We start from the raw sequence: 25783 nt of genomic DNA, 5'->3' as shown, positions 1-25783 counted from the left end.
GTAGCCTGCGGCAAGCAGCTAGCTGCGCGTCTACACTGTTGACTGTTAACTGTTCACTGATTGCCTCTACCACCCAACAATTCGTGTCTAGACTCGACGGCGTTTGGGCGGACGACAGCCATTGTGGGGAATCGGGGTAATATCCCGAATTAATGTTATTTCCAGTCCTGCTCCTTGCAGTGCCCGGATCGCAGTTTCTCGACCTGCTCCGGGGCCGCTTACCATTACTTCTATTTGGCGCATTCCCTGATCTATTGCTCGACGTGCTGCGCTTTCAGCAGCAGTTTGGGCGGCAAAAGGAGTTCCTTTTTTGGCACCCTTGAAACCGCTAGAGCCAGCACTTGCCCAAGAGATCACATCTCCGTTTTGATCGGTAATGGTGACAATGCTATTGTTGAAAGTAGACTGTATGTAGGCAATACCGTTAGGTACATTGCGTTTTTGCTTTTTGCTCCCAGTTTTTTTACTTGGTTGTCGCGCCATAGTGGTGTAACTAAATGAAGGTAAAACTTGCTTTTAGCAAGCATGAAAGAAGAATTATTTCGTTGGTGCTTTTTTCTTACCAGCCACTGTCTGCCTTCTACCGCGTCTGGTTCTGGCGTTGGTACGAGTTCTTTGTCCTCTTACTGGTAGACCTAAGCGATGGCGACGTCCTCTGTAGGTACCGATATCAATTAAGCGCTTGATGTTCATTGCTTCCAAGCGTCTTAAGTCGCCTTCTACTTGATAGTTACTTTCGATTTCTGCCCGCAGGGCTACTACATCGGTATCACTGAGATCTTTGACACGGGTGTCTGGATTCACACCTGTAGTTTCTAAAATCTCTTTCGACCTTGATAAACCAATTCCGTAGATGTAAGTTAGACCAATTTCAACACGCTTATCGCGTGGAAGGTCTACTCCGGCAATACGTGCCACAACAATTGTCTCCCTATCTTCTTAAGCTTTGTTGATTGTTTCAATAGTGATTTTGTGCTTCACTCAATTCCAAGCGCTATAACTTTAGTATGGTTCTAGCCTTGGCGTTGTTTGTGCTTCGGGTTTACACAAATCACCATTACGCGACCCCGACGTCGGATCACGTTACATTTTTCACACATTTTCTTGACTGAAGCTCTGACTTTCATACTTTCCTAATTGATTACAAATAGTGAATTATAGCATTTTTTGAGAAATTATTCAGTTAAATGGTAAAAGGAAAACTAACCAAGTTGGTTGTGTGGTATAGTATTCTACATACACTTACTTTTTCCGAAGTTTATAGGTGATTCTACTCTTGGTCGTTGCTTGGCTTTTCAGTTCCACCAAAGAAGCGATCGCTTCTGTTGGATTTTTAGCTAACTGCGGTGAAAAGGGATATAACCCAGGGCGGTAGAACTGTAAAAACTATTACTTTCGCACTATTTCTTACGTAATCGATAAGTGATTCTACCCTTTGTCAGGTCGTAGGGTGTCAGCTCAACTTTGACGCGATCGCCAGGTAAAATCTTGATATAGTTACGGCGAATCTTGCCAGAAATGTGAGCTAGGACGTTAAAGCCATTATCCAAGTCAACGCGAAACATTGCGTTGGGTAGTGACTCAGTAACAGTGCCTTCCATTTCAATCAAATCTTGCTTAGACAATTTGTTTTTTCCTCAACTCAACTATTTTTGCTGTTTGCAGCTAATTTTAGTCTGCAAATGCACATAATCCGGGAAATATATCAACAGTTTATTAATATATCTTATCTAAAATTCTTGACACTATCTGGAACAAAAGTGGGTAAGAGTAGGACAGGATACAGTTCCTAGTCCCACCCTCTTATAGCTGCTTATTAAGCTAAGAAGCGGTTACCTGTTTTTTAATTGCGGCAGAAACTTCTTCAAGGGACTGATTGCCATTGACACTCAGGAGTTGATGGCGATGACGGTAAAAGTCAATCAAGGGAGCTGTTTGAGAGCGGTAGACTTCTAAGCGGCGACGAATCACCTCCTCCGAATCATCTTGACGTCCGCGTTGCAGTAAACGATCAACTACAACTTCATCTGGAACATCCAAGTTGACTACCTTTTCTCCCCGCTGATCTAACTTTTGCAGCAATTCCTCTAAAAAAGCTGCTTGTTTGACTGTACGGGGAAAACCATCAAGAATCCAACCGGAATTAGTATCGCTTTGCTGGAGACGTTCCTCTACCATGTCTTGCACAAGTTGATCGGGAACTAATTCTCCTCTATCCATATAACTTTGAGCTTTAATGCCTAGAGGAGTTTGTTCTTTTAATGCTTGGCGCAAGATGTCACCCGTAGAAATATGGGGAATGTTCCAGCACTCAGCTAATGTTTTAGCTTGAGTTCCTTTACCAGCTCCAGGCGGCCCCAAGAAGATTAATCGCGTCACTATTGTTTCACCATTCCTTCATAGCGCTGAGAAATAACGTAGGTTTGAATTTGTTTTGCCGTATCAATCGCCACACCCACTAGAATCAGCAAAGAAGTAGCACCTAATCCTCTAAAGGTTGGTACTCCCAAAGCTCTTTCTACGGCGGTGGGGATAATGGCAACCAAACCCAAAAAGATAGCACCCAAAAAAGTTAGTCGATTTAAAACGCGCTCTATATATTCGCTGGTAGCTTTACCCGGACGAATTCCAGGAATACTAGAACCCATTTTCTTAAGGTTTTGCGCTATATCAACAGGGTTTACGATCAAAGATGAATAGAAGTAACTGAAGAAAACGATTGAAATGAGGTAAACTAGCGCGTAAGCCCAAGATTGAGAACCGCCAGGACTTAAATAAGTATTGACGATGTTCGCGACTTCCGGATTTCTAGTAAAATTGGCAATTAACAGTGGCAAACTCAGGATAGCAGCAGCGAAAATAATGGGCATGACTCCGCCTTGATTTAGACGTAAGGGGAGATAGCTGCGCTGCTCGGCAAAAATACGCCTTCCAACTTGACGGCGAGCAGAAATAATCGGAATCCGGCGAATAGCTTCTTGAACAAAGACAATACCAACAATCGTCGCCAGGAAAACTAGGACAAGTACAATCACCGGGCCAACTCTTTCCCGGACTATTTCTTGCCCGCTACCTTGGATATAAGCAATGGTATCGCTCAGAGACTTTGGTAGTGTTGCTACAATGTTGACAAAAATCAACAACGATGCTCCGTTACCAATGCCACGCTCTGTAATGACTTCTGATGCCCACATCACGAACATCGAGCCAGCCACTAGAGCTACTGCTGTTTCAACTACGAAAAATGGACTGAAGTTATAAGCAAAAGGCCTGAGCCAAAATGCCGCTAAGAAGACACTTTGAAGAATCGCCCAGCCCAAAGCTACATAGCGTGTAATTTGGGAAATTTTCCGCCTTCCTGCTTCACCTTCATTTTTCTGCAAATTTTCTAAAGAGGGAATGGCAGCGGTAAGCAATTGGATAATAATGGAGGCATTAATGAAAGGTAAAATACCCAGAGCAAAGACTCCCAAAGCAGAAAGTCCGCCTCCAGAAAAAATATCCAAAAAGCTGAAGATTTGGTTATTGCTACTAACCGCAGCGGCAAACCGCTCCCGATCAATTCCTGGTATAGGTATGTGTATACCCATACGAATCAAAATCAGAATACCGACGGTGACAAGCAGCCGACCTCTCAGCCCAGCTGCTTGTGCCATTTGCATAAAAGTTTCTTGAGCGGTTGGGGGTTTATCTCGACTGATCATAGAGGGCTACCTTAAATAGTGAAGCAGGCGCTGGCTAGAGTACGCGTGCGCTTAGGTGCGTCCTACTTGGTTCACTCTAAAACTTCACAACTCCCACCAGCTGCCTCAATTTTGCTACGAGCTGTACCTGTGAAAGCTGCCGCCTGTACTTTGAGCGGGACGCTCAATTCCCCATCACCCAAAATTTTCAATGGCCCCTTGACAGCAGTGAGAATACCTGCTTCTTTTAAAGAGGTCAATGTGACTTCTGTATTTGCTGGGAGGGAGGCTAGCTTCTCTACATTAATCGTAGTGTAATTTTTACGATTAACTAGTGGAAAGCCCTTCAACTTTGGTATGCGGCGGTACAATGGCTGTTGACCACCTTCAAAACCAGGTCTGGTACCGCCACCAGAACGGGCTTTTTGACCGCGCATACCTTTACCGGCACTTGCACCTTGACCGGCAGAAACACCGCGTCCTAGACGACGAGGTCGTTTCTTCGAGCCTTTTTGGGGGCGAACGTCGTTTAATCTCATAACCAAAGCTTTTGCGTAAGTGAATAAATTTAGTTTGCTAATAGCTAACAGCTAATGGCACATCACAATTAGCAATTAGCATTTAGCGATTAAATGTAAAGATTTTCCACAGAAACTCCCCTGTCTTCAGCAACTTCTGAGAAGGTACGCAGGGTAGTGAGGGCATTAATTGCTGCTCTGGCGTTGTTGAGAGGATTATTGGAGCCAAGTTGTTTAGCCAAGACATTACGAACGCCTGCCAACTCTAGCACAGTACGAACAGCACCACCAGCAATTACGCCTGTACCGGGAGCGGCTGGGCGCATAATTACTTTTGCGCCACCACCCATGCCATTAATCGGGTGGGGAATAGAGTTGGATTTGGTAATGGGGATGTCAATTAAGTGTTTTTTGCCGTCGGCTACACCTTTTTTTACGGCACCAATTACATCCGAGGCTTTACCAACTCCCACGCCGACTTGACCGCGTTCATTACCGACGACTACGATCGCGCGGAAGCTAAGTTTTTTACCTCCTTTCACTACCTTGCTAACCCGGCGGATTTGAATTACCCGCTCTTGCCAGTTAGTTTCTTCTTTTTTTGCGCGGTTAGCCTTACGACGATTTGTTGCCATGTTCGATAGTCCTTTGTCCTTTGTCATTTGTCACTTGTCCTTTGTCAAGAGTCATTTGTTGCTAATGACTAATAACTAATGACCAATGACTAGTGTTTAGAAATCTAACCCAGCCTCACGTGCTGCTTCGGCAAGTGCTTTCACCCGACCGTGATAAAGATTGCCACCGCGATCGAAGACTACTTGAGTGATGCCTTTTTCTAGCGATCGTTGAGCTATTAACTTACCAACTTCAGTAGATGCTTGGCAGTTTTTACCTGAGCCTAATTTGGATTTCAATTCAGGCTCTAAAGAAGAGGCTGCCACTAAAGTATGATGACGAGTGTCATCAATCACCTGAGCATAAATATGCTGGTGCGAACGGAATATTGCCAACCGTGGACGTTCGGTAGAACCGTTTACTTTGCCGCGGATACGCCGACGGCGACGCTGTCTTGATTCTATACGAGTAAGCTTCATATTTATTTCTTACCACCCTTACCAGTCTTACCAGCTTTGCGTCTGACTGCTTCGCCAGCGTAGCGAATACCTTTGCCTTTGTAAGGTTCTGGTGGACGAACGGCGCGGATTTTAGCTGCCGTGTTGCCTACCACTTCTTTGTCATAGCCGCTGACAATCACGTTGGTGTTATTTTCAACCGCAAAGTTAACTCCCTCTGGAGGCACAATCTGCACCTGATGGCTGTAACCCATATTTAAAACGAGGTTACGACCTTGGACTTGTGCTCGGTAACCAACTCCTTGAATTTCCAAACGGCGTTCAAATCCTTTGGAAACTCCTTCAACCATGTTGGCAACCAAGGTACGGGACAACCCGTGCATTTGCCTTGAGGTGCGTGAATCATCCCGACGGTTAACAGTCAAGATTTCCCCTTCTTGGGAAACGATTACATTATTGGGAAGCTCGCGAGAAAGCTCACCCTTTGGCCCTTTGACACTAACTTTGGTGCCATCAACTGTCACTTGCACTTTTGCAGGGACTGCGATCGGGCGTTTACCAATTCGAGACATAATTTTTTGTCCTTTGTTGTTTGTCCTTTGTTATTTGTCTTTTGTCTTTAGCTAATCACAAATGACAAATGACTAATGACTACCAAACGTAGCAAAGTACTTCGCCACCCAAATTCTGACGCCGTGCTTCTCGATCGGTCATGATGCCACTAGATGTAGAAATAATGGCAATGCCGATACCACCTAATACTCGTGGTAATTCTTTTTTGTTGGAGTAAACGCGTAAGCCTGGTTTGCTGATCCGCTTGAGGGCAGTAATGATGGGTTGACGATTCTTACCCTTGTACTTAAGGGAAATCACCAAGTTACGTTTTACTCCTTCTCCTGCGTCTTCGTAGTCAGCAATAAAACCTTCGTCTCGTAGGACTTTGGCTATACTACGGGTCATTTTTGTGGATGGCACTTGTGTGGTTTGATGCCGCGCTAAATTAGCATTACGGAGGCGCGTCAACATATCAGCAATAGTGTCGTTTGTTGCCATCGTTTCCTCTTCAAATGAATTTATTGTTCCCGAAAGGGCATTCCCATTTCTTTTAGTAAGGCGCGACCTTCTTCGTCAGTGTTAGCTGTGGTGATGATGGAAATATCCATGCCTCGGATTTGGTCAATACTGTCGTACTCGACTTCTGGAAAAATCAACTGCTCTCTAACACCAAGAGTGTAGTTACCACGACCGTCAAAGCTTTTGGGGCTGACACCGCGAAAGTCGCGGATTCTTGGTAAAGACAAGTTGATTAAACGGTCGAGAAAAGCATACATCCGATCGCCTCTCAGGGTCACCATGATCCCAACGGGCATCCCTTGACGAATTTTGAAGCCTGCGATCGCTTTTTTCGCCCGCGTTACTACGGGTTTTTGACCGGTAATCAGAGCTATTTCACTTAAAGATGCTTCTAGAGCTTTAGCATTTTGAGCTGCTTCTCCCAATCCTCGGTTCACAGTTACTTTCACCAACTTCGGTACTTGATGAACATTGGTGAATTCAAACTGTTTCATCAGTTTGGGGACTATTGTTTCTTGGTATAAGCTTTTTAGTCGTGTTGCCATAGTATTTTTTGTCCTAGCTACCCCTGGGCTTGGTCAGGGAAGAAATTGAAGTATGAAGTATGAAGTCTGAAATCTGAAGCAATCAATGATTTAGTGATTAATTTTCATCCTTCAGCCTTTACACTTTATCCTTTATTTATCTAGAATTTCCCCAGTTTTCTTGAGCATCCGTACCTTTTTGCCTTCAGCAGTAAAGGTATAACAGATGCGACTAGCAACGTTTTGCTTGGTGGAGTAAAGCATGACGTTGGAACTGTGAATGGGATATTCCTGGGTGACAATCCGCCCAGACTCACCTTCTGCTTGAGGTTTGACGTGTTTGGTCTTGATGTTGACACCTTTGACAACGACCTTGCTTTCTTGGGGAAGTGCTTTGATGACTTCACCAACTTTGCCTTTGTCTTTACCGGCAATCACCTGTACGGTATCCCCAGTTTTGACGTGCATTTTGTAGAATTTGGGCTTCTCCTTCTTGCTTGGCATTACAGCACCTCCGGAGCCAGAGAAACGATTTTAGTAAAGTTTTTGTCGCGCAATTCTCGTGCAACTGGCCCAAAGACCCGTGTTCCTCTGGGGTTGCCATCTTTGTTAATGATTACTGCGGCATTGTCGTCAAAACGAATGCTCATGCCGCTATCCCGCTTGATGTTGTGACGAGTACGGACGATCACTGCCTCTACGACATCAGATTTTTTTACAGCCATGTTGGGCTGTGCATCTTTGACAACAGCGATAATTCTATCGCCGACGTGACCGTAGCGACGGTTACCTGCCCCAAGGACGCGGATACACATTAGCTTACGGGCACCACTGTTGTCTGCAACATTAAGGTAAGTCTGGGGTTGAATCACAATTACTCTCCTTGGTTTTGTTAATTGCTAATGTTAATTTTTCATTGTGATTAACCATTAGCTCTTAATAGCTATTAACTATTAGCTATTTTTTGTGGTGAGGATTTCTGTGACTTGCCAGCGCTTGGTTCTGCTCAGGGGTCTAGTTTCTTGAATGCGAACGCGATCGCCTACCTTACAGCGATTTTCCTCGTCGTGAGCTTTATAACGCCGGGTTTTCACCACAATTTTGCCATATTTGGTATGGGGAGCGCGGTTTTCAACGGCGACTACCACCGTTTTTTGCATTTTGTCGCTCACTACCAAGCCAACTCTCTCTTTTACTGCCATACTCTCCTACTCTTGTTCTTTAGCAGGTTGACTTACTGCCCGCTTGCGCTCTGCTTCTACCGTCATTAATTGGGCAAGGCGGTGCCGGGCGTGTCGAAACTGATGGGGTTTTTCTAATTGTCTTGTTGCTTTTTGTAAGCGCAATTGAAACAACTGTTTTTTGACAGCAAGAATTTCCTCTGCCAATTGTTCGTCAGTTAATTCTCTTGCTTCTGAAATTTTTGGAAGAGGCATAACCTACTCCTGCGTCTCCTGTTCAGAGCGTGAAATGAACTTAGTTTTAATCGGCAGCTTATAAGCAGCCAAACGCATTGCTTCACGGGCAGTAGCTTCTGGTACACCCGCGATCTCGAACAAAATTCGTCCTGGTTTTACTACTGCTACCCAGTATTCAGGTGAACCTTTACCGGAACCCATCCGGGTTTCAGCAGGACGCATTGTTACAGGCTTGTCCGGGAAAATGCGAATCCAGATTTTACCACCTCTACGGATGTAACGGGTCATTGCCCGACGAGAGGCTTCTATTTGGCGGGCAGTGATCCAAGCAGGTTCTTGAGCTTGGAGGGCAAAATCACCAAAGTTAAGGGAGTTGCCTGCGGTGGCAAGACCTTTCATCCGTCCGCGTTGCTGTTTGCGGAATTTTGTTCTTCTAGGACTTAGCATGATTAGGTACTAGGGACTAGTGATTGGGGATTAGGGATTGGGGATTAGGGATGAATTTGGAGCAGGGACTGGAAATTTGCATTTAGACCAGTCACCAGTACCCCATCCCCAGTCCCTTTTTTATCCTTCATTTGAGCGGTCTTCAAATTGCTGACGACGGCGCTGTTGTTGACGGCGCCGTGGTTCGCGCTCCCGTGTTGTTGTTGGAGGAGGCGTTTCTTCTTGTCCGGGAATAATTTCTCCCTTAAATACCCAAACCTTGATACCGAGAATACCGTAGACAGTTTTTGCTGTACAGTAAGCGTAATCAATATCGGCCCGTAAAGTATGTAGAGGTACTCTACCTTCACGAGTCCACTCAGTCCGAGCAATTTCTGCGCCGTTGAGACGACCGCTGACTTGAACTTTGATGCCTTGCACTCCAGCCCGTTGAGCACGCTGAATGGCTTGCCGCACTACTCTTCGGAAAGAAACTCGGCGCTCTAGCTGTTGAGCGATGTATTCAGCAATTAAGTAGGCATCAGCATCAACACGCTGTACTTCGACGACATTGATGCGAATTTGACGATGGCTACCCAACAGTTGTTGGAGTCCATTACGCAATGCTTCAATGCCTTGTCCACCTCGACCTACAACTACACCAGGCCGAGCTGTGCGTACTTCGAGATCGATTTGGTCTGCTTTACGCTCAATCCGTACTTCAGAAATACCAGCGTTGTTTTGAGCATATCTGCCCAGCTTTTCTTCAATAAAATTACGAAGTTTGTGGTCTTCTTGTAAAAGTTCTGGATAACGGCTAGGGTCGGCAAACCAACGAGATTGGTGCTCTTGGGTAATTCCCAAGCGAAAACCAACTGGATGTATCTTCTGTCCCACGAATGCTTCCTCTAAAAATTTCTTTTGTACGCAATTTTTCGTGTAGGTGTGGTTATTCACCTGCTCCGGGAGCTACAGCCACGGTGATATGACACGTTGGTTTGCGAATCTGGTACGCACGTCCCTGTGCTCTTGGCTGGAACCTTTTTAGTACTGGGCCTTGATCTGCATAAGCCTTGGTAATAACTAGATCAGCACGATCTAGTCCGGCATTATGCTCGGCATTGGCAGCAGCACTTCTAATTAGAGCTAGAACTGGCTCACAGGCTCGATAGGGCATGAATTCCAGAATAATTAGTGCTTCTCGATATGAACGCCCGCGAATTTGATCGAGTACTCGCCGCACCTTGTAGGGAGACATACGCACATAACGGGCGATCGCTTTTACTTCATTAGTAGTATCATTAGCCATAGTTTTCTCCTGTGTAGGGACTAGGGACTAGGGATTAGGGACTAGGAAAATAACTAGACTCTAGTCTCTAGCCCCTAACTCCTTTTATCTCCCTGCTTTTTTATCCTTGGCGTGACCTCTAAAGGTGCGTGTAGGAGCAAATTCGCCCAGTTTGTGTCCTACCATTTGGTCGCTGACGTAAACGGGTACGTGCTGACGTCCGTTGTGAACTGCGATGGTGTGACCTACCATTTCAGGCAGAATTGTCGAAGCTCGCGACCAAGTTTTGATAACTTCTTTTTTGTTACTGGCATTGAGCTTTTCAATTTTGCTCAGTAAATGATCCGCAACAAAGGGACCTTTTTTAAGAGAACGACCCATAGTAAAAGATGAAGGATAAAGGTTAAAGGATAAAGACTAAAGGATGAAGAATGAAAATTTAATTAAGTTTCATACTTCATACTTCATCCTTCATACTTTTTATGATTCACGACCGCCACGACCGCGTTTAGATGATTTGCGACGACGGCGCACAATCAGTTTGCTACTCGGTTTTTTGGGTTTACGAGTCTTCATGCCCAATGCTGGTTTACCCCAAGGTGTTACAGGGCCGGATCTACCAATAGGTGCCCGTCCTTCACCACCACCGTGGGGGTGATCGACTGGGTTCATGACGCTACCTCTAACATGGGGACGACGTCCTTTCCAGCGAGTTCTACCAGCTTTACCCAAGCTCAAGTTTCTTGCATCCAGGTTACCCACTTGTCCAATGGTGGCATAGCACTCGCGCCTGACCATCCGGACTTCTCCTGAAGGCAATTTCAAGCTCACGTAGTTACCTTCTTTAGCCACTACTTGAGCAGTTGCTCCCGCAGAACGAACAATTTGACCGCCTTTGCCTGCGGTTAATTCGACGTTGTGAACGTTTGTACCCAAGGGAATGTTGGCTAATGGTAAAGCATTACCATCTTCAATGGGAGCATTTGGCCCGGCAATCACTGTTGTGCCAACTTTTAAGCCGTTGGGTTGGAGGATATAACGCTTTTCGCCGTCTTGATAATACAAAAGAGCAATGCGTGCGTTACGGTTGGGATCGTATTCAATTGCTGCGACTTTGGCGGGAATATTACGCTTATCGCGTTTAAAGTCGATGATCCGGTAAAGTTTCTTGTGTCCGCCACCCCGGAAACGGCTGGTAATCCGCCCTTGATTATTTCGACCTTTGCGACGATGTTTGTGTACAGTTAAAGATTTTTCCGGCTCGGTCTTGGTAATTTCCGCAAAGTCGGAAATTGTGACTTGGCGAGTACTGGGGGTATAAGGGCGATAAGAACGAGTACCCATTTTGTTTTAAACCTCTGGGAATAGAACTTGTCTAATCTTCTCTTCGTCCCCAGCCGCGACTGTAACAATGGCTCGCTTGTATTGGGGCTTGTAACCAACAAATCGACCGACACGCTTTTTTTTGCGGGGTAAATTTGTGGTATTCACCTGTGTGACTTTAACGTCAAACAAGCTTTCTATTGCCGCTTTGATTTCTGGCTTTGTCGCTTTTGGAGTGACTTCAAATGTATATTTATTTTGCTCCATCAGCATGGTTGCCCGTTCGGTAAGAATGGGACGACGCACTAAATCAGGAAGCTTGCGGGGGTCAAACTTAGTCACTGTAGACCTCCTGAATTTTTTCTAGGGCTGATGCTGTAACTACGATTTTGTCAGCGTGCAGCAAATCGTAAACATTGAGTTGATCGGCAGCAATTAGCTTTAAATTTTCCACGTTGCGAGCCGACAAGTATACGTTTTCGCTCCGCTCAGACACTATTAATAAAGTTTTTTGTTCTGGTTCGGAACCCCAACGAGCGATCGCCGAAACCAATTCTTTTGTCTTAGGACGTGCTAGCTGCTCGCTAAAATCTTCTACTACAATCAAGTCCTCAGCTCGGCTAGTAAACGCCGTCCGCAGTGCCAGTCGCCGTTCTTTGCGGTTCATTTTCAGGTTAAAGTCCCTGGGCTTAGGCCCAAAAATCACACCGCCACCACGCCACAAGGGTGAACGAATAGAACCTGCACGCGCCCGACCGGTACCTTTTTGCCGCCAAGGTTTGCGACCACCGCCTCTGACTTCAGAACGGGTTTTTGTACTAGCTGTTCCTTGGCGAGCATTAGTCAATTGTCTAACCAAGGCTCGATGCACAACATGAGCCGCTGTTTCTTCTTTGGCAACCCGCAAGTCGAAGCTTTTTTGCCCGACTTGTTCTCCTTGCCAATTTTTGACCACACATTCAACCATTTTTGTGTCCTTTGTTCTTTGTCATTTGTCTTTTGTCATTTGTCCTTGGTAGTTTGTCTTTACTAATGACTAATGACCCAATGACTCATGACTACTTACCAACTTGCTTTGCAGGCACAATATTGACCAAGGCTCCTGGTTTGCCAGGAACGGCTCCCTTGATTAGCAATATGTTGCGTTCCGGGTCTACTCGCACCACAGTCAGTTTGCGAACTGTGACACGGCTACCTCCTAAACGACCCGGTGCCCGCTTCCCTGGATAGACACGACCGGGTGTTGTACCAGCACCTGTAGAACCAGGCGCTCTGTGGTTTTTAGAACCGTGCGACATAGGCCCGCGACCGAAGTTGTTGCGTTTTTGGTTACCAGCAAAACCGCGACCGATACTAGTACCTATGACATCTACAATCTGACCTGCACTAAAAATATCTGCTTTAATTTCTTGACCTAAGGAATAATCACCAGAATTATCTGTGCGATATTCGTGTAAATGACGTAATGATGGAGCAGATGATTTAGCTAAGTGGCCTAACAGTGGTTTATTTAACGCTTTTGGCTTTACTTCGCCATAGCCGACTTGAATGGCAAAGTAACCGTCGGTCTGTTTTGTTTTAACTTGGGTAACTGTACATGGCCCTGCTTGGATAACGGTGACAGGAATGGCTACTCCTTCATCGCTAAATATTTGGGTCATGCCCAGTTTCGTGCCGAGAATACCTACAGACACAGTTACTGGCTCCTTTTTACTTGTTTCCTTGGGAATCGGATTCTTCAGAACGCTGGTGCAGACGCTTTAAAAACGACTTACCACTTTTTGCAGTACCTCATAACGAAGTCAGGGACAGCTTAGGTATGAGCGGTTCTAACTTCTGGGTTTTCCACCAAGCGTCTGTACTGTTTGGTGAATCCACTTAAATTTCACTCATTTGTCACCAGAACAGCCAAAAGTCTCTTCCGATTTGGAAGGGATTACTTCTGGATTTGATGCAAGGCTTTAGAGCTTTGCGCAGTGTGCAGCAACGCTTTTACTCAAGCAATTGCTCTGGCACTTCTGGTTGTAGTAGGACTTAGGCAGCGACTTGCCCAGTATCCATTAACTAAGTCTTATGCAATGCTATAAGCCAACACTACTGCTTAGTTTCTACGCTTTTCCTTAAACTATTGCTTAAGGGCTTTCCTGTTTTTTTCAGGGCTGAGAGAGTGAATTTGTTTTACTGCTCAGGGCTGGCTTGAGTTTGTAACTCACTCTGCCCTCTTAAGTTGACCTTAAGGCTTATTAGTTTACCAGTCTATTGTCTACTATAGCTAGCCGTTCTTGTTTGGAATTTAGCTAGCAATGACAATAAGACAAGATAATAATTGGTCACAATCTCACATTTTAGATCAACTATTTATTTTTGTCTAGAAATTTTTTGGGTCTCTTAGCTGGGGAAATAGGGGGTAGGGGACAGGGGATAGGAGACAGGGGACAGGGGACAGGGGATAGGAGACAGGGGACAGGGGACAAGGGGACAGGGGGAAAAGCTAATGACTAATGACAAATGACCAATAACTAATATGTTGATGAAGCTAATCTAGTCTATAAGTTAATCGTGTAACTTAATGTAACGGCGAACGGTAAATAATAGAGATATCTAAGTGGGATAGGACGAAAATCTATGGCACTAATTACCACTGGTAACACTTTAATTCGCGATTTGGAAAAACATGGCGCTCTTGGCGTGTACGTACCTCTAGAAGGAGGGTTTGAAGGACGGTATAGACGGCGACTGCGCGCAGCCGGCTATGTTACCCTGCACATGACTGCTAAGGGACTGGGAGATGTTTCTGCCTATCTCACAGGAGTTCATGGTGTTAGACCTCCGCATCTCGGTAAAAAAAGTACTGCTAATGGAGCGGCAGTAGGTTACGTGTATTACGTACCCCCGATTGTTAACTATCAGCTTCAACAGCTACCACCCAAGTCAAAGGGGCTGTTATTGTGGATCATCGAAGGGCATATTCTTTCTGATGAGGAAGTTGAGTATTTAGCTAATTTGCCCAAACTGGAACCACGAGTCAAAGTGGTAATTGAGAGGGGTGGCGATCGCGCTTTCCGGTGGATGCCACTGGAAAAGACTCTGTTAGCTAGTTAGTCATTAGTCCTTGGTCATTATTAATAGTAATGACCAAGTTCTTTCAACATTTCCGCGGTGCTGAGGCGAAAACCACGGGATGTAAATAATCGCTGTTATCAAAATTGGTAGCGGATTTCTCCCTTGATTGTATTGTCGCTAAAGTTTTCTAGCCCGATCGCTGTCTCATAGTCAATCGCACCTGCAAAATTTTCCGAAAATACTACCTGCGCTCCTGCTCCTAATTTAAAGTAATCGTGATCGGAGTCATTGGTTTTCACACGCATGGGTATACCTGGTTGGGTAACGAGTTCTGTAGTTATGGTGCGTTTGTTTTGTGCAAGTTGATGTTCGTAACTGGCGCGAATGTTGGGTATCACTGTGCCGATTCCAGTCTTTAATGCTACTGCAACTTGAGCACCTACGCTGAGGATACATGACTCTGCTTGTTGCTCGCCTACTTTCATATTTAGGCTGCCAGCTTCTTTTTCTGTATAGCCATCGATGCTGACGCGATCGTATCGCAAACCGAGAGTCGGGCCATAGGAAACACTTCCCGATCTTGCAATGTAACCACCATTTAAGTTAACGGAAAACTGCGTTCCTTCAGTGTTAGCAATTGCCCTGCGATTGTTGAAAGTGATTTTACGTTTTATATCAAAATCATTACCACCATAGGTGAGCGCAGCGTTGCTGTAGAAGCCCTTTTGGACATAGTTGCTATAAACAGAAACGGCATAACCATTTACTTCAATGTCACCCTTATTTTTTCCCACCTCAGTATCATTACTTGCAAAGCCCAATGCAGTTCCCACAGCGAGTTGATTTGTAATGTGGTAATCAAAGCCTGCTGCCACACCTGAATTGGTAGAATCATAACCGGGATCTTGATTAGTAGAGTCTTTATTGCCGAAATTCGCGTCACCCTTGAGGAAAACACTCAAACGATTTGCTGGTGGTTTTTCAGAAGTATTTCGTAATGCTACAAGATGAGCATCTATTAGCTGTACTTGTCTTTTCGCAACATTTAAGGCAACGTCTGCTTGGGGAATAATATCTTCGGGAGCATTTAGCACCGCAACTGTATATTCTGCTATTAGTTGATGACCGCGAGCTGTAGGATGAATGCCATCCCAAAACAAATATTGATCTGGATTTGAACAAAGTGTGCCTACAGCTTGATTAAAACAACGATCTGTGACATTTGTGTAACCGTACTTAGCGGGTTCAGCAAGAATTTCATTGAATAAGGCATTAACATCTAGAGGAATAATGTTAACGTTGCGGTTTTTGGCTATCTGTTGGAGGGCAAGATTTAAGTTGTTGTTATGACTGTTCGTTAAAGTGGTAATGCTGGAGGCAGTGTCTTGCGATCGCTCTTGAGGAGTTTTGCCCAAGTCTGGCAAGTTAGGCACGATAATATTGCGAGCGCCTTTATTAATCAGTGTTCTGACTGCATTAGATAAGTTGTTCACCACCACTTGCGTATCGGTTGCTCTTTGTTCTGTTGGCTTAATTAAATAATCGTTAGCGCCAGCCCACAAGATAAAAAGAGCATCAGGGCTGGGTGTTCCTGGGGTGGAATTGAAGTTGTCAAGTTGATCCGGTAAAGATGGCAGCGGTATTTTTAGTGTTTCGCTGAGAGCATTAGTATTGCCTGATGTCGAACCACCGATCGCAAAATTATTAGTTACATTAGTATCTATTTTTAAATCAGAACCTAGTATTTCTACCCAAACAGGGCCATTAGAAAAACGCCCTTGAAAATAGGGAGGACTGAGCGGAAATATGCCTCCTGTTAATTTAAACAAGTTGCCATTATCGGATAGACTATCACCAAATATAAAAAGCTGATTGTAATCATCTGCTAGAGCTTTAAAAGGGATAAAGACAGGAATAAAAGAAAGTGCAATACCTAAATTTTTGACTGTATTCTTTGTCATATATGGTTGCACAATTTGGTCTGTAATTGTAATGAATACAAATTCATATATAAATTCGTAATGTCAGTGTGAATTCATTAAATTTATGCAAAAAATATATTTTTGCAGGCTTTTGTATAACTTATTCAACTGATAACTTGCATAAAGCTCAACAAGAGCCTCTTGCTCTTGTTCTTGTTGCCAGGCTCAACCTGGTAACAAGGGTTTGGAGGTTCAGTCTCCTGGTTGTGGCAACAGGTGCTACCAATGGATACGCCGCTTTGCGTCTACGCGCTGGCTTGGCTACACAGACAAAACCTGCCTCCGCAGGTTTAAAATTTAGTTTTCTGTTAGTCCACGTACGGCTTTGCCGTTGCCGCAGGCTAGGTGAACTTTGCCTGTATCGTAGCGAATTATATTCGCCCAAAACTTTTAAAACATTCTCTTAGACTGTAGGGGAGCCAGTGTGTTGCAGTGACTCCTCCGTTGTAGTATCTGGCGTTTTGTTAAAGCAACGCGTCACGAAACGCATGATTTTGGCGCGTTACGGCTAGCTCTCATTCTCTTAAACTTTCACATCCTTGCATAGCCGTAACACAACGGTAATAAAAGGGCAGAAAATCTGACCGTTTTTTACCTCTCCTACTTAACTTTAGAAATTTAGAGCTGATTTTTAGAATTAGCTCTCACAAAAGTCTTTATAAACTACATTTAAAAAGTGAGAGGATAAGTTAAGCCAAATTCTCGATAGATTGTGAGACGACAAATATTAGCAGCATCCTGCAATAATTCATAATCTAAGCCACCTGTAATTTGGGTGATTGGTCGTTTCAAAGGTTTTTCAAACTGGTGCCACTCGCGATTACTCCATTCAAAAACAGCAGCATCAACCATATTTTGTAATTCTGATGCTATTAGCAAAAGTTCAAATTTATCTTTGGTATTTCCAGTTAGGAAAATTTTTAGAGAAATTGATTGGGTAATGAGTGGTCTTGGTTCGTTTGCTGCTATAGTGTTACAGTCTCCAAACAGCAAATCATAGGGCTGAAGTTGTAGATTTTCAACTTGTTTGAAAGATGTTTCGATTGTTTTTAAACGTTCGTCTAAATACGGTAGTAAACCTAGTTTTGCGTCAGTTAGCAGTTGGCGAATATTAGATGGTTGAGACATATCTGCGGTTTTTTGGTAGTAGGTAGTAGGAGTAGGTTTATTGATTATTCCTCACTTGACAAAAATTTTATTAAAATCTACCCGTACAGCAGTTGGTAGTTAGATATACTTGGATGAAAAAATCTCGCTCCCAAAAAGTAGAGAAATGATGACAAAGTTATTGTAAAGCTACTGTGTTGATAGCGATCGCGCTTTCTACCTTATAATTACGACTAACTCAGCTAACACGGCATAATTTGCAGCAACTACAATAAATAATGGTTAAAAAATAAAGTTGCAGGCAATCGCAGCCAATAATAGGCATACTGAATATAAGGACAGCAATTAAACCCAGTTGCTGTTTCGAGCATAAAGTTGATGAAGCAAAAATGAGACGTAAATCCACTGGTAGAACGGCTACTACTCCTAAATCTCCTATTTTCCAATCTCCAATGTTTAACTTCACCACCATCGCCATTTTGGGGGGGGTGTTTGTCTTAGGCATTGGCATTGGTATTGCTTTTAGCTCTACAGCCACATTTTCACCATCGAATGTGGCTTCCCGTGAATTTATTGACACCAAAGCACCAAACCCCGAAATTTGCGTACAGTATGGAGCTAGCGCTATGGTGATGGATACCAGACTGTTCGTAACTCTTAACCCCTTCAATGTTTATGTTTCTCAACCCAGTATGCGTCCAGGATGCGTTCTGCGTACTAATAACTGGGCTATTTTAGAGCAACGCAAGCTAGTGACAAACGAACAGGTGAGAGAATGTAAGAACCGTTTGAATACCTTTGGTTATACGGGTGATTTGGGTGAAAAACCAGATATTAACTGTGTATATCAGAACGATGCTGCTAAAAACTTTTTTGTCAACGAACCAGGGGCAGTGGCTCCGTCGATAGAAACGGAAAGATTCTAAATAATGAGTTATGGATCATCAGTCAATAGTCAAGAGTAGTTTATTTTGGCTGTTGACCTCCTAACTTTATTTAGTTGATTTAGGTAGGGGTTGCCCAAATTCTATGATTTTGGAAGCAGGAGCAACGGGTTGATTGTTAGGAGCGGTTGGCACTGGTAAATTAGGAGTTGGAAAAAAAGGAATCTTGTTCAGATTAGCCGGCTGATTTGGGAAAATTGGTGGCGGGAGAACGGAGTTAGGTGTTTGAGAAGGACTATTAGGTTCTAGGGGTGGTACTGTGACTAAAGGCGGTTGTGAGGGGTTATTGGTAGGTGGTGGCGGGTAGTACAAATTTGGAGCTACTTTGTTGTTATTTGAGGGTGATAGTGGGTTGTATTCACCTGAATTTGGTGTGAATTTAGTTGAAGCCGGTGGGTTGTATAAATCTAGAGTTGGCGATAAGTTGCTGGGTAGGGGTGGGAACTTTTCAGGTGTTAGAGATGTACTTTTACCTACTGGAAAAGGACGTAAAAGCCAACGTTTAGGATTTTGACGGGATACTGCTTGTAATTGCACATGGTTGGGATCTAAAAAAGTACCAGGTGCTAAATCCATTACAATACGAGTGACGTCTACGTCATATTGAGAAACACGGATACTTGTTATAGCTCCTGAATAATTTTGCTGCGTAGAAACATTACCTAATTTAGTAGTTGGTAAATCTACAACTATGCGAGGAGGTTGGGAGAGGTAAAAGAAGTGCGGTTGTGAGGGTGCTGAAAGCTTAATTTCCAACTGGGCGGCTTTTGGATCAAAGCGCCAATCTTCTAACTTAGCTACTGATTCGGCAGTACTAATGCCAGCATTGAGGGCAAATATTGCATAAAAGGTAAACAAGTTTATCTGCAATAAATATCTATCTAAGCACAGACAAAATAACTTATTTCTGAATTGCTTTGTCATGAGATTATCCTTTATTTTATTGCAATTTTTGTAGGGTGGGTACTGCCTAAATTCCCTCAAACCCTTATTTTGAAGTTGTAGATAGTACCCACCTTACGTGCAAGAAATCAGGCTACTGAGTTTGTTTTCAATTGATGTTTTGTTTCTCAGATTTTTCTTGAGCTTGTAGTGATATAGCAGTAAATTTGACTAATTTAGGAAAACCATTGACAGTAATTTGACCAATTAAATTCTCTTGATCCACTAGTTGCATATACAGGCTGATTGACTGACGAGAATTATTTTTTTGATTTGTGTTTACTTGTGTTTCTAAATTTGTGTGATTGCAAAGTATAGAACTAGAAATTTGCCCAGATAAACTTACAGTTTGATTTTGATATTTGCCCGTGAGAGATTGGTTAGTTTGACTTGCAAAAGATATTGTTTCAGTATTAGTGTTTGCTGGTGATAAAAATCCATTTAAGTAAATTCCTGATTGATGAATATTCAAGATTATTGGTTCTAATTTATTGCAGGAAGATAATTTTTCTGCCAATACTATACGATAACGACTGTTAATTTGAGGAGGAGCCTGAAGATTTTTTTCTCCATAGACAGTTACAGTTTTAAATAGAAGCAAGACTGAACCGATCGCTATACCGTAAAAGGTTAAAGATTTAAAGTTGAAATGATGCATATCCTAATTTGTAACTTCTGACTTCAATTCAGTAAGCACTGAGGTGAGATGAGAAGTAACTTGGTTGTAACGGCGGGTGATGAGCAGGGAAGAGCGGCACTGAATGGCTAGTTCATCTGTGTATCTTCCTAGCGTTTGACGTTCAATACCCCAAGCACGACTTGTACCTGCAATGGTGAGATCGACGTTTTGTGAAGCTGCAACTACGGATTGGATTGGCTCTGTGGCTTCAATATTTATAATGTCAATGCGATCGCGCAGACTGCGAGGCATTTGCTCAATCAAAATCCGAAGCTCGTAACTTAATTCATCTTTAACTTGATGCTCTGACACTACTCGTAAAATTTGTAAGTGGCAAGTATCACGATTTACTAGCAGTCTAAGCGCAAGTGTCAGGGCTAAATCATCGTGGATATTCGCAGAATAGGGAACTAGCAAACTTTCCAAAAGTCCTTCTCCTTTGTCTATGAATACCGCAACATCCACACTTGCAGTAGTCAAAATTTGTCCGACTCGCCCACCTAAACGATTATTACTAAAAGCCGGGCGGTGCCAGCCGACGATAATTAAATCAGCTTGTTCAAGTGCAGCAATTTGAGCAGTTTCCCGCGCGACATTATTAGATACACGAATGATGGGATGTACGTAAGAACGAACTGCCTGTGGTTGCAAGCGTTGAATCAAATCTTCTAGCTGCTGGCGACGCTGTTGAATTAATCTGTCTGCTTCAACAGGGGTACTCTCAAAAGCATAATCTTCCTCAAGTTCGATCAAGCTGAGGGGGTTAACAGTGGCAGGATGCATATTGTTAATTGCGATCGCTGCTGCTAGTTGTACTAAACCTTTTTGAGTATCGGGATTAGCGATTGGCACTAAAATTCGGTAAGGATTACCAAAATTTTCACCACGGGTAGTGGTTTCTACAACTGTTTCTGCTTCAGATTCTGTTTCTACCACATCTAATTTGATCAGCTTTTTCGGATAAGTCAACTCTAGTAGTGGCGATGTCATAAATGTCGTTACCAACGCCATAATTACCAACATGGTAAAGAGCAAGGGTGAAATTACTCCCAACTCCAAACCAATATTAAGAACTATTAGCTCAGTCAAGCCACGAGTATTCATTAACCAACCAAGGGCAGAAGCTTCTCGCTTTTCAATGCCACTAACTCTAGCTGCTATATAGGTGCCAATATATTTACCCGCGATCGCCACTGCCAATACTAATGCACACAAGATCCATAATTCAGGGCGATTGAGCAAGCCAATTTCTGTCCGCAACCCACTGTAAGCAAAAAATACTGGTAGCAGGAAGATTAAGACAAAATCTTCGGTTTTTGTTGCCAATTCCCTTACCAATCCTGCATCTTTGGGCATAATCGCTCCTAGTAAAAATGCCCCAAAGATTAGGTGAATGCCAATTAGCTCGGTGATTAGCGCCGAAGCAATTACGCCAATGTAAATTAAGGCAAGAAGAAATTGATTGAGGCGTCTAGTACGACGGTAGTGGGCAGCCAGGCGAGACAGGAAAGTTCGTCCTAGTGTCACCATCATGGCTATGTATACTAAACTTTCCGCAATTGTAGGAAAAGCACTGCTTATACTTCCGGTACGTGCTACAGCGATCGCTACTGCTAATACGCACCAAGTAGTCACGTCATCCACAGCGGCACAAGTTAGGGCTAAAGTACCCAATCGGGTTCGCTGCAAGTTGTTCTCGGTAATAATTCGTGCCAGCACTGGGAAAGCTGTAATCGACATCGCTGCTCCCAAGAAAAGGGCAAAGGCTGTAAACGACACACTGGCATCAGAAAGCAAAGGATAAATTAGTACTGCTAGCAGAGTTCCTAAAGAAAACGGTACTAAAATACTTATGTGGGAAGTCAAAACTGCTATTTCTAGATTGCCACTGATATATTTGGGATTTAGTTCCAACCCAATCAAAAACATGAAAAAGATTAGCCCTACCTGAGATAAAACATTCAGGAAGGGGATTGTTTGTGCTGGAAACAAAGTAGCTGCTAGCCCTGGAGCAATCAAGCCAAAAAAAGAAGGGCCAAGCATAATTCCAGCTACAATTTCACCAATGACGAGTGGTTGGTTAATCCACCGGAATGCCAATCCTACTAGCCGAGACAGCCCAATAACAATTAGCACCTCTATCAAAACGAGAACAACTGTGTGCATAGTTTCCTCACAAGCGACTATCCGGTGTTCCTAAGATAATTCTGTAAATCGCTTGAATATGTCAACCGTTGTAGCTTACTTAAGCTTTTTTCTTAGTTGATATAAATGTTAATTGTTGTTAAGTAGAAGGCAGGAGTCAGTGGTTCGGCTCTGCTCACCAACCGCTAGGAGGCAGAAGACAAAAGGTAAAAGACTGTTTATGTCTGCTGTCTATAAGTGGCATTTTACATTGAATTATGTCCACCGACTTAAGCAAAATATACTGACAACGATATTTCATTTTCTGACCCCAACTTGGTACGTGGGAGTTTTGTTTTCAAATTCTGAAATAGCCCATTAATAAATAATTTTAATCCAAAATATAAATCCAAAATTGTATTACTTGCCTGCAACTTTATTGCCAAAAGTATTTGTCAATAAAGGGCCTATCAAGCAAGTAATTAAAATATAAAAAATGATGGCATTAAATAAACCTTCATTTAGTAATCCTTCCTGTTTACCATACAGAGCTATTACCAATACTAAAGCTGCACGAGACATTGTTAAGCCTAAGATTGTCATTACCTCTGCAAACGAGTATCTAAATACAAGCCCAGCAACCCAAGCTGCAAGAAATTTACCACCTACTGCTCCTGTTACCACTACAAGGGCAAGTCCTAAATTTTCTGGATGAGTAAATAAAATTCTTGGGTTAGATAAAATGCCTACGGAAATTAAAAATGCAGGAATAAATATACTATTTCCGACAAATTCAACCCGTTCCATTAAAGATTTTTCGTTCTTGATGAGAGGATTTAAAGATAATCCAGCTATAAAAGCTCCAACAATAGAATCAACTCCTAATAAGAGTGCGGCACTTGCTGTTAAAAATAGGCTACCGAGAATGAAGATAAATTGATTGCTCAAAGATGGTATTGATTGATTGAAAATGAAACTTCGTCCAAATTTAGGTATACCCCAAAGGCAGATTAGCACTAGTAAAGGTAACAGAATCAGCAACTTTATCCACAGGAGAATTCCGACGTTACCACCTGCGATCGCTTGCACAATTGATAAGCCACTCAAGGTGAGAATTGATGTAACAATGGTGCCGCCAATCGCAACTGCAACAGCTTCTTTTTGCACAATTCCCAAAACAGTCACGATTGGATAAGAAACCAAAGTATGAGGAGAATAAAGAATTCCTAAAAGTGCACTGCCTAAAAAGCTAGTTGTTAGCCAATAACCGGATACAATGCCTACAGTTAAGGGGATGCCAAATGTGAGCAATCCAAAAATCAGCGATCGCGCTCCCACTAGCCTAAATTTACTTAAATCCATTTGTAAGCCTGCTAACAACATGATATACAGCAGACCGATTTTTTCTAACAGAATTAATTGGCTATCTCGCGCTAGAATCCCCAGAACATTGGAACCTAAGATAGCACCTAAAATAATCAGTACAACTAAAGGTGGTAAACGCATTAGTTTGGCGATTAGGGGTGCTGTGGCGATCGCTAACAATAAAATACAAAAAATATAAACTGGATCGGTTAATGGTAGTGGGGTGCCGGAAGCAGTATTAACAGCGAGTAATTGTGATAACAAAGCTAAACTCTCAAAGATAAAAGCTAAATTTAGACTTCACAAGTCATAATCGTTATTTCAACCTGGCGATTTTATTTTTCATGATTTTTTACAATTATGCTCTTGCACTGATTCTATTTTCAAAAAAATCGAACACAGATGAACACAGATGAACACAGATGACACCGATTTCTCGTTACCAGGTTTAACCTGGTAACGAGGATTTGTGGGCTGCCGCCTCCTTTAGGCAGAATTCTTCTTGTCTCCCCCTCACCCTGCCCAATTTACTTCTGCCTCTCTAACTACTGCTGAAGCAGACTGATGCGTGTGAGAGCTTTTTGATAATCTTTGGTTTTTCTTTGCTCCTGATACAACTGGGCAGCTTTTTGATAATCTGCGATCGCTGCTTGTTTTTCGTTTAAATCATAGTAAAGAACATATCCGCGGCGTTGATATATGCAATACTTCCTAATCCGCTTAATCCCAAAAATAAGATTACACTGCCAATAATTAACTTGAATTTCCGAGGTGGTGGTGTTGGTTGTGGTGAAGACATTTTTTGTAAGTCTTGCAGTACTTCATCCTTATAGTTACAACCACTGCCCGCCCCGGAAACGCCACTTAGGAAATAAAATCCGCATTAGACTTTGCGAAGCAGCAAAAACCGCTAGCCAAACAATGCTATAATGTACAATTACCCAAAAAGTAGGTAGTTCTTCTTTAGGAAGAGGAATTGGCAAGAAGCCAAAAATTTTGACTCCACAAACTACAAATATAAATTCCCAAATCCCAGCTAATAGTTGATAAATTGCTGGCCAGTCTCTATCCCAGCGATTTTTTTGCAGTCGATCATAAACTACATCCCAGGCTATGCCAAAGATAGCGACATAGCCAAGTATCCAGAAATAAACACTGCCAGGAGGGGAACCAACTAAACCTAATGCAAAGGGTATAGATACCAGTACACCTACAGTTACAAGCAGTAATAATCGAGTTTGCCAGCGTCCAAATAACGTGGGTGTCATAAAGCAAGTCAAAAACAAAAAGTCAAAAGATTATGCTTAGTGGGAATAGGACTTGTGCTGAAAAGTTTCAAGTGCATCCCAATTCATCACATCTTCTAACAAAGCTTGATAACCTATTGTATTTGGGTGAAGCCCGTCATTACTCAAACGCCTTAACCGCCAATTATCTCCGCGTTCCATCCATTTTTGAAAAATATCGAGATAGGGAATTCCCCGTTGTTGGCAAGCCAGCCGAGTCGCTTCTTTGTAGCGATGCTGATCGGCATGATTGTAATAAAAGCAATCGAGGAATGGCATTTTTGCTTCGTCAACTGGTACCATACCCACAAATAGCACTGGACAAAGTTGTTGTGCTTGTTCTAGCAGGGAAGCGATTTCTACTTCAAAAGTGGCAAAGTCTGTGTAATTGCGTCCGTTTTCACGACCTAGCCGGGCTGAGTCGTTAACCCCGACTGAGAGAATAATTAAGTCGGGAACTTGATTGCGGAGTTCGCCCCGGTGACGAAATTCAACTTCTAGTCTTTGGGCAACTTGCTGGACGCGATCGCCCCTTACACCCAAATTATAAAGGACATGACCAGCGCGATCGGGTGACATCCACTGCCGCCGCAGGCGCTCAACCCAGCCGCCCCCTTCTGGATCGCCAAATCCGTATATTAAACTGTCCCCCAGTGCGACAATCTTTAAAGGCTGAGTTTCAGTTGGTCTTGTAGACAGTTGCATTGAGGTAGGTACTGAAAATGTCTGCATATTAAACAAACAGTATTTTATTTATTTACAAAATTCTATACATTTCTACACCATAAACGAGTATATTTTCCAGCTCCATACTACAGATCTTGGGAAAATAGGGGATTGGGTACTGGTGATTGGGGATTGGGAAGAAGAGGACAAGGGGACGGAGAATAATTCTCCCCTGTTGCCCCCCTGCACCTGGTGCCCCTGAAGCTCCCCCTCCTCTTCCTAGCCCCTAGCCCCTAGC

35 protein-coding genes are annotated in these 25783 nt (G+C 43.2%); 2 read left to right on the top strand and 33 right to left on the bottom strand.

The window, feature by feature from the left end:
* Nucleotides 1-87: 87 nt before the first annotated feature.
* The 24 genes from rpsK to rplC all read right to left on the bottom strand — a co-directional run bounded on the left by rpsK (nt 88) and on the right by rplC (nt 13021).
* Nucleotides 88-483 carry a 30S ribosomal protein S11 gene (gene rpsK, locus UYC_RS0129910; protein ID WP_016877827.1) on the bottom strand — a complete coding sequence of 132 codons (396 nt, stop codon included), beginning with the start codon at nt 481-483 and terminating at the stop codon, nt 88-90.
* Nucleotides 484-537: 54 nt separating this feature from the next.
* The gene (rpsM, locus tag UYC_RS0129905; protein WP_016877826.1) at nt 538-918 is read right to left on the bottom strand and encodes a 30S ribosomal protein S13; all 381 of its coding nucleotides are present in this window, start codon (nt 916-918) and stop codon (nt 538-540) included.
* Between the two features lie 95 nt (nt 919-1013).
* Nucleotides 1014-1127: a 50S ribosomal protein L36 gene (gene rpmJ, locus UYC_RS36935; RefSeq protein ID WP_006196723.1), complete on the bottom strand. Its 114-nt coding sequence runs from the start codon at nt 1125-1127 to the stop codon at nt 1014-1016.
* Nucleotides 1128-1400: 273 nt separating this feature from the next.
* Entirely contained in the window at nt 1401-1625 is a 225-nt protein-coding gene (infA, locus tag UYC_RS0129900) for a translation initiation factor IF-1 (RefSeq protein ID WP_006276978.1), read from the bottom strand.
* A 196-nt stretch (nt 1626-1821) separates the two neighbouring features.
* On the bottom strand, nt 1822-2379 hold the full coding sequence (locus UYC_RS0129895; RefSeq protein WP_016877825.1) for an adenylate kinase: 558 nt from the start codon (nt 2377-2379) through the stop codon (nt 1822-1824).
* A complete protein-coding gene (gene secY, locus UYC_RS0129890) occupies nt 2379-3704 on the bottom strand; it encodes a preprotein translocase subunit SecY (RefSeq protein WP_016877824.1) in 1326 nt (441 codons plus the stop codon). The genes UYC_RS0129895 and secY overlap by 1 nt, the downstream gene beginning before the upstream one ends.
* A gap of 71 nt (nt 3705-3775) precedes the next feature.
* A complete protein-coding gene (gene rplO / locus UYC_RS0129885; protein WP_016877822.1) occupies nt 3776-4222 on the bottom strand; it encodes a 50S ribosomal protein L15 in 447 nt (148 codons plus the stop codon).
* Nucleotides 4223-4311: 89 nt separating this feature from the next.
* On the bottom strand, nt 4312-4836 hold the full coding sequence (gene rpsE / locus UYC_RS0129880; RefSeq protein ID WP_016877821.1) for a 30S ribosomal protein S5: 525 nt from the start codon (nt 4834-4836) through the stop codon (nt 4312-4314).
* A 96-nt stretch (nt 4837-4932) separates the two neighbouring features.
* Complete coding sequence (gene rplR / locus UYC_RS0129875) at nt 4933-5295, bottom strand: 50S ribosomal protein L18 (protein ID WP_016877820.1); 363 nt, start codon at nt 5293-5295, stop codon at nt 4933-4935.
* Between the two features lie 2 nt (nt 5296-5297).
* Nucleotides 5298-5846: a 50S ribosomal protein L6 gene (gene rplF, locus UYC_RS0129870; protein WP_016877819.1), complete on the bottom strand. Its 549-nt coding sequence runs from the start codon at nt 5844-5846 to the stop codon at nt 5298-5300.
* Between the two features lie 79 nt (nt 5847-5925).
* Nucleotides 5926-6327, bottom strand: coding sequence for a 30S ribosomal protein S8 (rpsH, locus tag UYC_RS0129865; protein WP_016877818.1), 402 nt, complete (start codon nt 6325-6327; stop codon nt 5926-5928).
* A gap of 20 nt (nt 6328-6347) precedes the next feature.
* Nucleotides 6348-6893 (bottom strand): 50S ribosomal protein L5, encoded by a 546-nt coding sequence (rplE, locus tag UYC_RS0129860; protein ID WP_016877817.1) that lies wholly within the window; start codon nt 6891-6893, stop codon nt 6348-6350.
* A gap of 132 nt (nt 6894-7025) precedes the next feature.
* A complete protein-coding gene (gene rplX / locus UYC_RS0129855; RefSeq protein ID WP_016877816.1) occupies nt 7026-7376 on the bottom strand; it encodes a 50S ribosomal protein L24 in 351 nt (116 codons plus the stop codon).
* On the bottom strand, nt 7376-7744 hold the full coding sequence (gene rplN / locus UYC_RS0129850; protein ID WP_016877815.1) for a 50S ribosomal protein L14: 369 nt from the start codon (nt 7742-7744) through the stop codon (nt 7376-7378). The genes rplX and rplN overlap by 1 nt, the downstream gene beginning before the upstream one ends.
* A gap of 81 nt (nt 7745-7825) precedes the next feature.
* Nucleotides 7826-8074 carry a 30S ribosomal protein S17 gene (gene rpsQ, locus UYC_RS0129845; RefSeq protein ID WP_016877814.1) on the bottom strand — a complete coding sequence of 83 codons (249 nt, stop codon included), beginning with the start codon at nt 8072-8074 and terminating at the stop codon, nt 7826-7828.
* A gap of 6 nt (nt 8075-8080) precedes the next feature.
* A complete protein-coding gene (gene rpmC / locus UYC_RS0129840; RefSeq protein ID WP_016877813.1) occupies nt 8081-8308 on the bottom strand; it encodes a 50S ribosomal protein L29 in 228 nt (75 codons plus the stop codon).
* Nucleotides 8309-8311: 3 nt separating this feature from the next.
* Nucleotides 8312-8737 carry a 50S ribosomal protein L16 gene (gene rplP / locus UYC_RS0129835; protein ID WP_016877812.1) on the bottom strand — a complete coding sequence of 142 codons (426 nt, stop codon included), beginning with the start codon at nt 8735-8737 and terminating at the stop codon, nt 8312-8314.
* Between the two features lie 120 nt (nt 8738-8857).
* Nucleotides 8858-9613 carry a 30S ribosomal protein S3 gene (gene rpsC, locus UYC_RS0129830; protein WP_016879777.1) on the bottom strand — a complete coding sequence of 252 codons (756 nt, stop codon included), beginning with the start codon at nt 9611-9613 and terminating at the stop codon, nt 8858-8860.
* 52 nt (nt 9614-9665) lie between these two features.
* Nucleotides 9666-10025 (bottom strand): 50S ribosomal protein L22, encoded by a 360-nt coding sequence (gene rplV / locus UYC_RS0129825; protein WP_016877810.1) that lies wholly within the window; start codon nt 10023-10025, stop codon nt 9666-9668.
* A gap of 84 nt (nt 10026-10109) precedes the next feature.
* On the bottom strand, nt 10110-10385 hold the full coding sequence (gene rpsS / locus UYC_RS0129820; RefSeq protein ID WP_016877809.1) for a 30S ribosomal protein S19: 276 nt from the start codon (nt 10383-10385) through the stop codon (nt 10110-10112).
* Between the two features lie 99 nt (nt 10386-10484).
* Entirely contained in the window at nt 10485-11348 is an 864-nt protein-coding gene (gene rplB / locus UYC_RS0129815) for a 50S ribosomal protein L2 (protein ID WP_016877808.1), read from the bottom strand.
* A 6-nt stretch (nt 11349-11354) separates the two neighbouring features.
* Entirely contained in the window at nt 11355-11669 is a 315-nt protein-coding gene (locus UYC_RS0129810) for a 50S ribosomal protein L23 (RefSeq protein ID WP_016877807.1), read from the bottom strand.
* Nucleotides 11662-12294 (bottom strand): 50S ribosomal protein L4, encoded by a 633-nt coding sequence (gene rplD / locus UYC_RS0129805; protein ID WP_016877806.1) that lies wholly within the window; start codon nt 12292-12294, stop codon nt 11662-11664. The genes UYC_RS0129810 and rplD overlap by 8 nt, the downstream gene beginning before the upstream one ends.
* 91 nt (nt 12295-12385) lie before the next feature.
* A complete protein-coding gene (gene rplC / locus UYC_RS0129800; protein WP_016877805.1) occupies nt 12386-13021 on the bottom strand; it encodes a 50S ribosomal protein L3 in 636 nt (211 codons plus the stop codon).
* Nucleotides 13022-13952: 931 nt separating this feature from the next.
* On the opposite strand from rplC, the gene ndhN reads away from it, so the two are divergent.
* Entirely contained in the window at nt 13953-14429 is a 477-nt protein-coding gene (gene ndhN / locus UYC_RS0129790; protein ID WP_016877803.1) for an NAD(P)H-quinone oxidoreductase subunit N, read from the top strand.
* A gap of 98 nt (nt 14430-14527) precedes the next feature.
* Here ndhN and UYC_RS0129785 read toward each other — a convergent pair whose 3' ends face one another.
* Together UYC_RS0129785 and UYC_RS0129780 are read right to left on the bottom strand one after the other, a co-directional pair.
* Nucleotides 14528-16351, bottom strand: coding sequence for an autotransporter domain-containing protein (locus UYC_RS0129785; protein ID WP_016877802.1), 1824 nt, complete (start codon nt 16349-16351; stop codon nt 14528-14530).
* Nucleotides 16352-17041: 690 nt separating this feature from the next.
* Nucleotides 17042-17500, bottom strand: a complete 459-nt coding sequence (locus UYC_RS0129780; RefSeq protein ID WP_016877801.1) for a hypothetical protein — start codon at nt 17498-17500, stop codon at nt 17042-17044.
* A gap of 368 nt (nt 17501-17868) precedes the next feature.
* Here UYC_RS0129780 and UYC_RS0129775 point away from each other — a divergent pair, with 368 nt between their 5' ends.
* On the top strand, nt 17869-18405 hold the full coding sequence (locus UYC_RS0129775) for a DUF3172 domain-containing protein (protein WP_016877800.1): 537 nt from the start codon (nt 17869-17871) through the stop codon (nt 18403-18405).
* A 66-nt stretch (nt 18406-18471) separates the two neighbouring features.
* Here UYC_RS0129775 and UYC_RS0129770 read toward each other — a convergent pair whose 3' ends face one another.
* From UYC_RS0129770 to UYC_RS0129745, 7 genes are all read right to left on the bottom strand, one after another.
* Nucleotides 18472-19347: an AMIN domain-containing protein gene (locus tag UYC_RS0129770; RefSeq protein WP_392407476.1), complete on the bottom strand. Its 876-nt coding sequence runs from the start codon at nt 19345-19347 to the stop codon at nt 18472-18474.
* A 127-nt stretch (nt 19348-19474) separates the two neighbouring features.
* On the bottom strand, nt 19475-20023 hold the full coding sequence (locus UYC_RS0129765; RefSeq protein ID WP_016877798.1) for a hypothetical protein: 549 nt from the start codon (nt 20021-20023) through the stop codon (nt 19475-19477).
* Nucleotides 20024-20026: 3 nt separating this feature from the next.
* Nucleotides 20027-22210: a cation:proton antiporter gene (locus UYC_RS0129760; protein ID WP_016877797.1), complete on the bottom strand. Its 2184-nt coding sequence runs from the start codon at nt 22208-22210 to the stop codon at nt 20027-20029.
* Nucleotides 22211-22588: 378 nt separating this feature from the next.
* Nucleotides 22589-23797 carry a cation:proton antiporter gene (locus UYC_RS0129755; protein ID WP_016877796.1) on the bottom strand — a complete coding sequence of 403 codons (1209 nt, stop codon included), beginning with the start codon at nt 23795-23797 and terminating at the stop codon, nt 22589-22591.
* A gap of 397 nt (nt 23798-24194) precedes the next feature.
* Complete coding sequence (locus UYC_RS38320) at nt 24195-24332, bottom strand: hypothetical protein (RefSeq protein ID WP_157171290.1); 138 nt, start codon at nt 24330-24332, stop codon at nt 24195-24197.
* 34 nt (nt 24333-24366) lie between these two features.
* Complete coding sequence (locus UYC_RS0129750) at nt 24367-24801, bottom strand: hypothetical protein (protein WP_016877795.1); 435 nt, start codon at nt 24799-24801, stop codon at nt 24367-24369.
* Between the two features lie 36 nt (nt 24802-24837).
* On the bottom strand, nt 24838-25524 hold the full coding sequence (locus tag UYC_RS0129745) for a GDSL-type esterase/lipase family protein (RefSeq protein WP_016877794.1): 687 nt from the start codon (nt 25522-25524) through the stop codon (nt 24838-24840).
* Between the last annotated feature and the right edge of the window lie 259 nt (nt 25525-25783).

Origin of the sequence: Chlorogloeopsis fritschii PCC 6912, from assembly GCF_000317285.1 — a bacterium.
Taxonomy (GTDB): domain Bacteria; phylum Cyanobacteriota; class Cyanobacteriia; order Cyanobacteriales; family Nostocaceae; genus Chlorogloeopsis; species Chlorogloeopsis fritschii.
Note: the sequence above shows the minus strand (reverse complement) of the source record. Positions and strands in the feature narration are given on the sequence as shown.

What these genes read in the sequence shown, in the direction of transcription:
- UYC_RS0129780 (WP_016877801.1), bottom strand. Translation starts at nt 17,500, where the DNA reads ATGTCTCAACCATCTAATATTCGCCAACTGCTAACTGACGCAAAACTA.
- UYC_RS38320 (WP_157171290.1), bottom strand. Translation starts at nt 24,332, where the DNA reads ATGTCTTCACCACAACCAACACCACCACCTCGGAAATTCAAGTTAATT.
- rpsE (WP_016877821.1), bottom strand. Translation starts at nt 4,836, where the DNA reads ATGGCAACAAATCGTCGTAAGGCTAACCGCGCAAAAAAAGAAGAAACT.
- UYC_RS0129785 (WP_016877802.1), bottom strand. Translation starts at nt 16,351, where the DNA reads ATGACAAAGAATACAGTCAAAAATTTAGGTATTGCACTTTCTTTTATT.
- rpmC (WP_016877813.1), bottom strand. Translation starts at nt 8,308, where the DNA reads ATGCCTCTTCCAAAAATTTCAGAAGCAAGAGAATTAACTGACGAACAA.
- rpmJ (WP_006196723.1), bottom strand. Translation starts at nt 1,127, where the DNA reads ATGAAAGTCAGAGCTTCAGTCAAGAAAATGTGTGAAAAATGTAACGTG.
- UYC_RS0129775 (WP_016877800.1), top strand. Translation starts at nt 17,869, where the DNA reads ATGAGACGTAAATCCACTGGTAGAACGGCTACTACTCCTAAATCTCCT.
- UYC_RS0129750 (WP_016877795.1), bottom strand. Translation starts at nt 24,801, where the DNA reads ATGACACCCACGTTATTTGGACGCTGGCAAACTCGATTATTACTGCTT.
- UYC_RS0129760 (WP_016877797.1), bottom strand. Translation starts at nt 22,210, where the DNA reads ATGCACACAGTTGTTCTCGTTTTGATAGAGGTGCTAATTGTTATTGGG.
- rpsK (WP_016877827.1), bottom strand. Translation starts at nt 483, where the DNA reads ATGGCGCGACAACCAAGTAAAAAAACTGGGAGCAAAAAGCAAAAACGC.
- rplD (WP_016877806.1), bottom strand. Translation starts at nt 12,294, where the DNA reads ATGGTTGAATGTGTGGTCAAAAATTGGCAAGGAGAACAAGTCGGGCAA.
- UYC_RS0129745 (WP_016877794.1), bottom strand. Translation starts at nt 25,524, where the DNA reads ATGCAACTGTCTACAAGACCAACTGAAACTCAGCCTTTAAAGATTGTC.
- rplR (WP_016877820.1), bottom strand. Translation starts at nt 5,295, where the DNA reads ATGAAGCTTACTCGTATAGAATCAAGACAGCGTCGCCGTCGGCGTATC.
- rplF (WP_016877819.1), bottom strand. Translation starts at nt 5,846, where the DNA reads ATGTCTCGAATTGGTAAACGCCCGATCGCAGTCCCTGCAAAAGTGCAA.
- secY (WP_016877824.1), bottom strand. Translation starts at nt 3,704, where the DNA reads ATGATCAGTCGAGATAAACCCCCAACCGCTCAAGAAACTTTTATGCAA.
- ndhN (WP_016877803.1), top strand. Translation starts at nt 13,953, where the DNA reads ATGGCACTAATTACCACTGGTAACACTTTAATTCGCGATTTGGAAAAA.
- rpsQ (WP_016877814.1), bottom strand. Translation starts at nt 8,074, where the DNA reads ATGGCAGTAAAAGAGAGAGTTGGCTTGGTAGTGAGCGACAAAATGCAA.
- rplE (WP_016877817.1), bottom strand. Translation starts at nt 6,893, where the DNA reads ATGGCAACACGACTAAAAAGCTTATACCAAGAAACAATAGTCCCCAAA.
- rpsH (WP_016877818.1), bottom strand. Translation starts at nt 6,327, where the DNA reads ATGGCAACAAACGACACTATTGCTGATATGTTGACGCGCCTCCGTAAT.
- rpsS (WP_016877809.1), bottom strand. Translation starts at nt 10,385, where the DNA reads ATGGGTCGTTCTCTTAAAAAAGGTCCCTTTGTTGCGGATCATTTACTG.
- rplP (WP_016877812.1), bottom strand. Translation starts at nt 8,737, where the DNA reads ATGCTAAGTCCTAGAAGAACAAAATTCCGCAAACAGCAACGCGGACGG.
- rplV (WP_016877810.1), bottom strand. Translation starts at nt 10,025, where the DNA reads ATGGCTAATGATACTACTAATGAAGTAAAAGCGATCGCCCGTTATGTG.
- rplX (WP_016877816.1), bottom strand. Translation starts at nt 7,376, where the DNA reads ATGCCAAGCAAGAAGGAGAAGCCCAAATTCTACAAAATGCACGTCAAA.
- UYC_RS0129770 (WP_392407476.1), bottom strand. Translation starts at nt 19,347, where the DNA reads ATGACAAAGCAATTCAGAAATAAGTTATTTTGTCTGTGCTTAGATAGA.
- rplB (WP_016877808.1), bottom strand. Translation starts at nt 11,348, where the DNA reads ATGGGTACTCGTTCTTATCGCCCTTATACCCCCAGTACTCGCCAAGTC.
- UYC_RS0129765 (WP_016877798.1), bottom strand. Translation starts at nt 20,023, where the DNA reads ATGCATCATTTCAACTTTAAATCTTTAACCTTTTACGGTATAGCGATC.
- rplO (WP_016877822.1), bottom strand. Translation starts at nt 4,222, where the DNA reads ATGAGATTAAACGACGTTCGCCCCCAAAAAGGCTCGAAGAAACGACCT.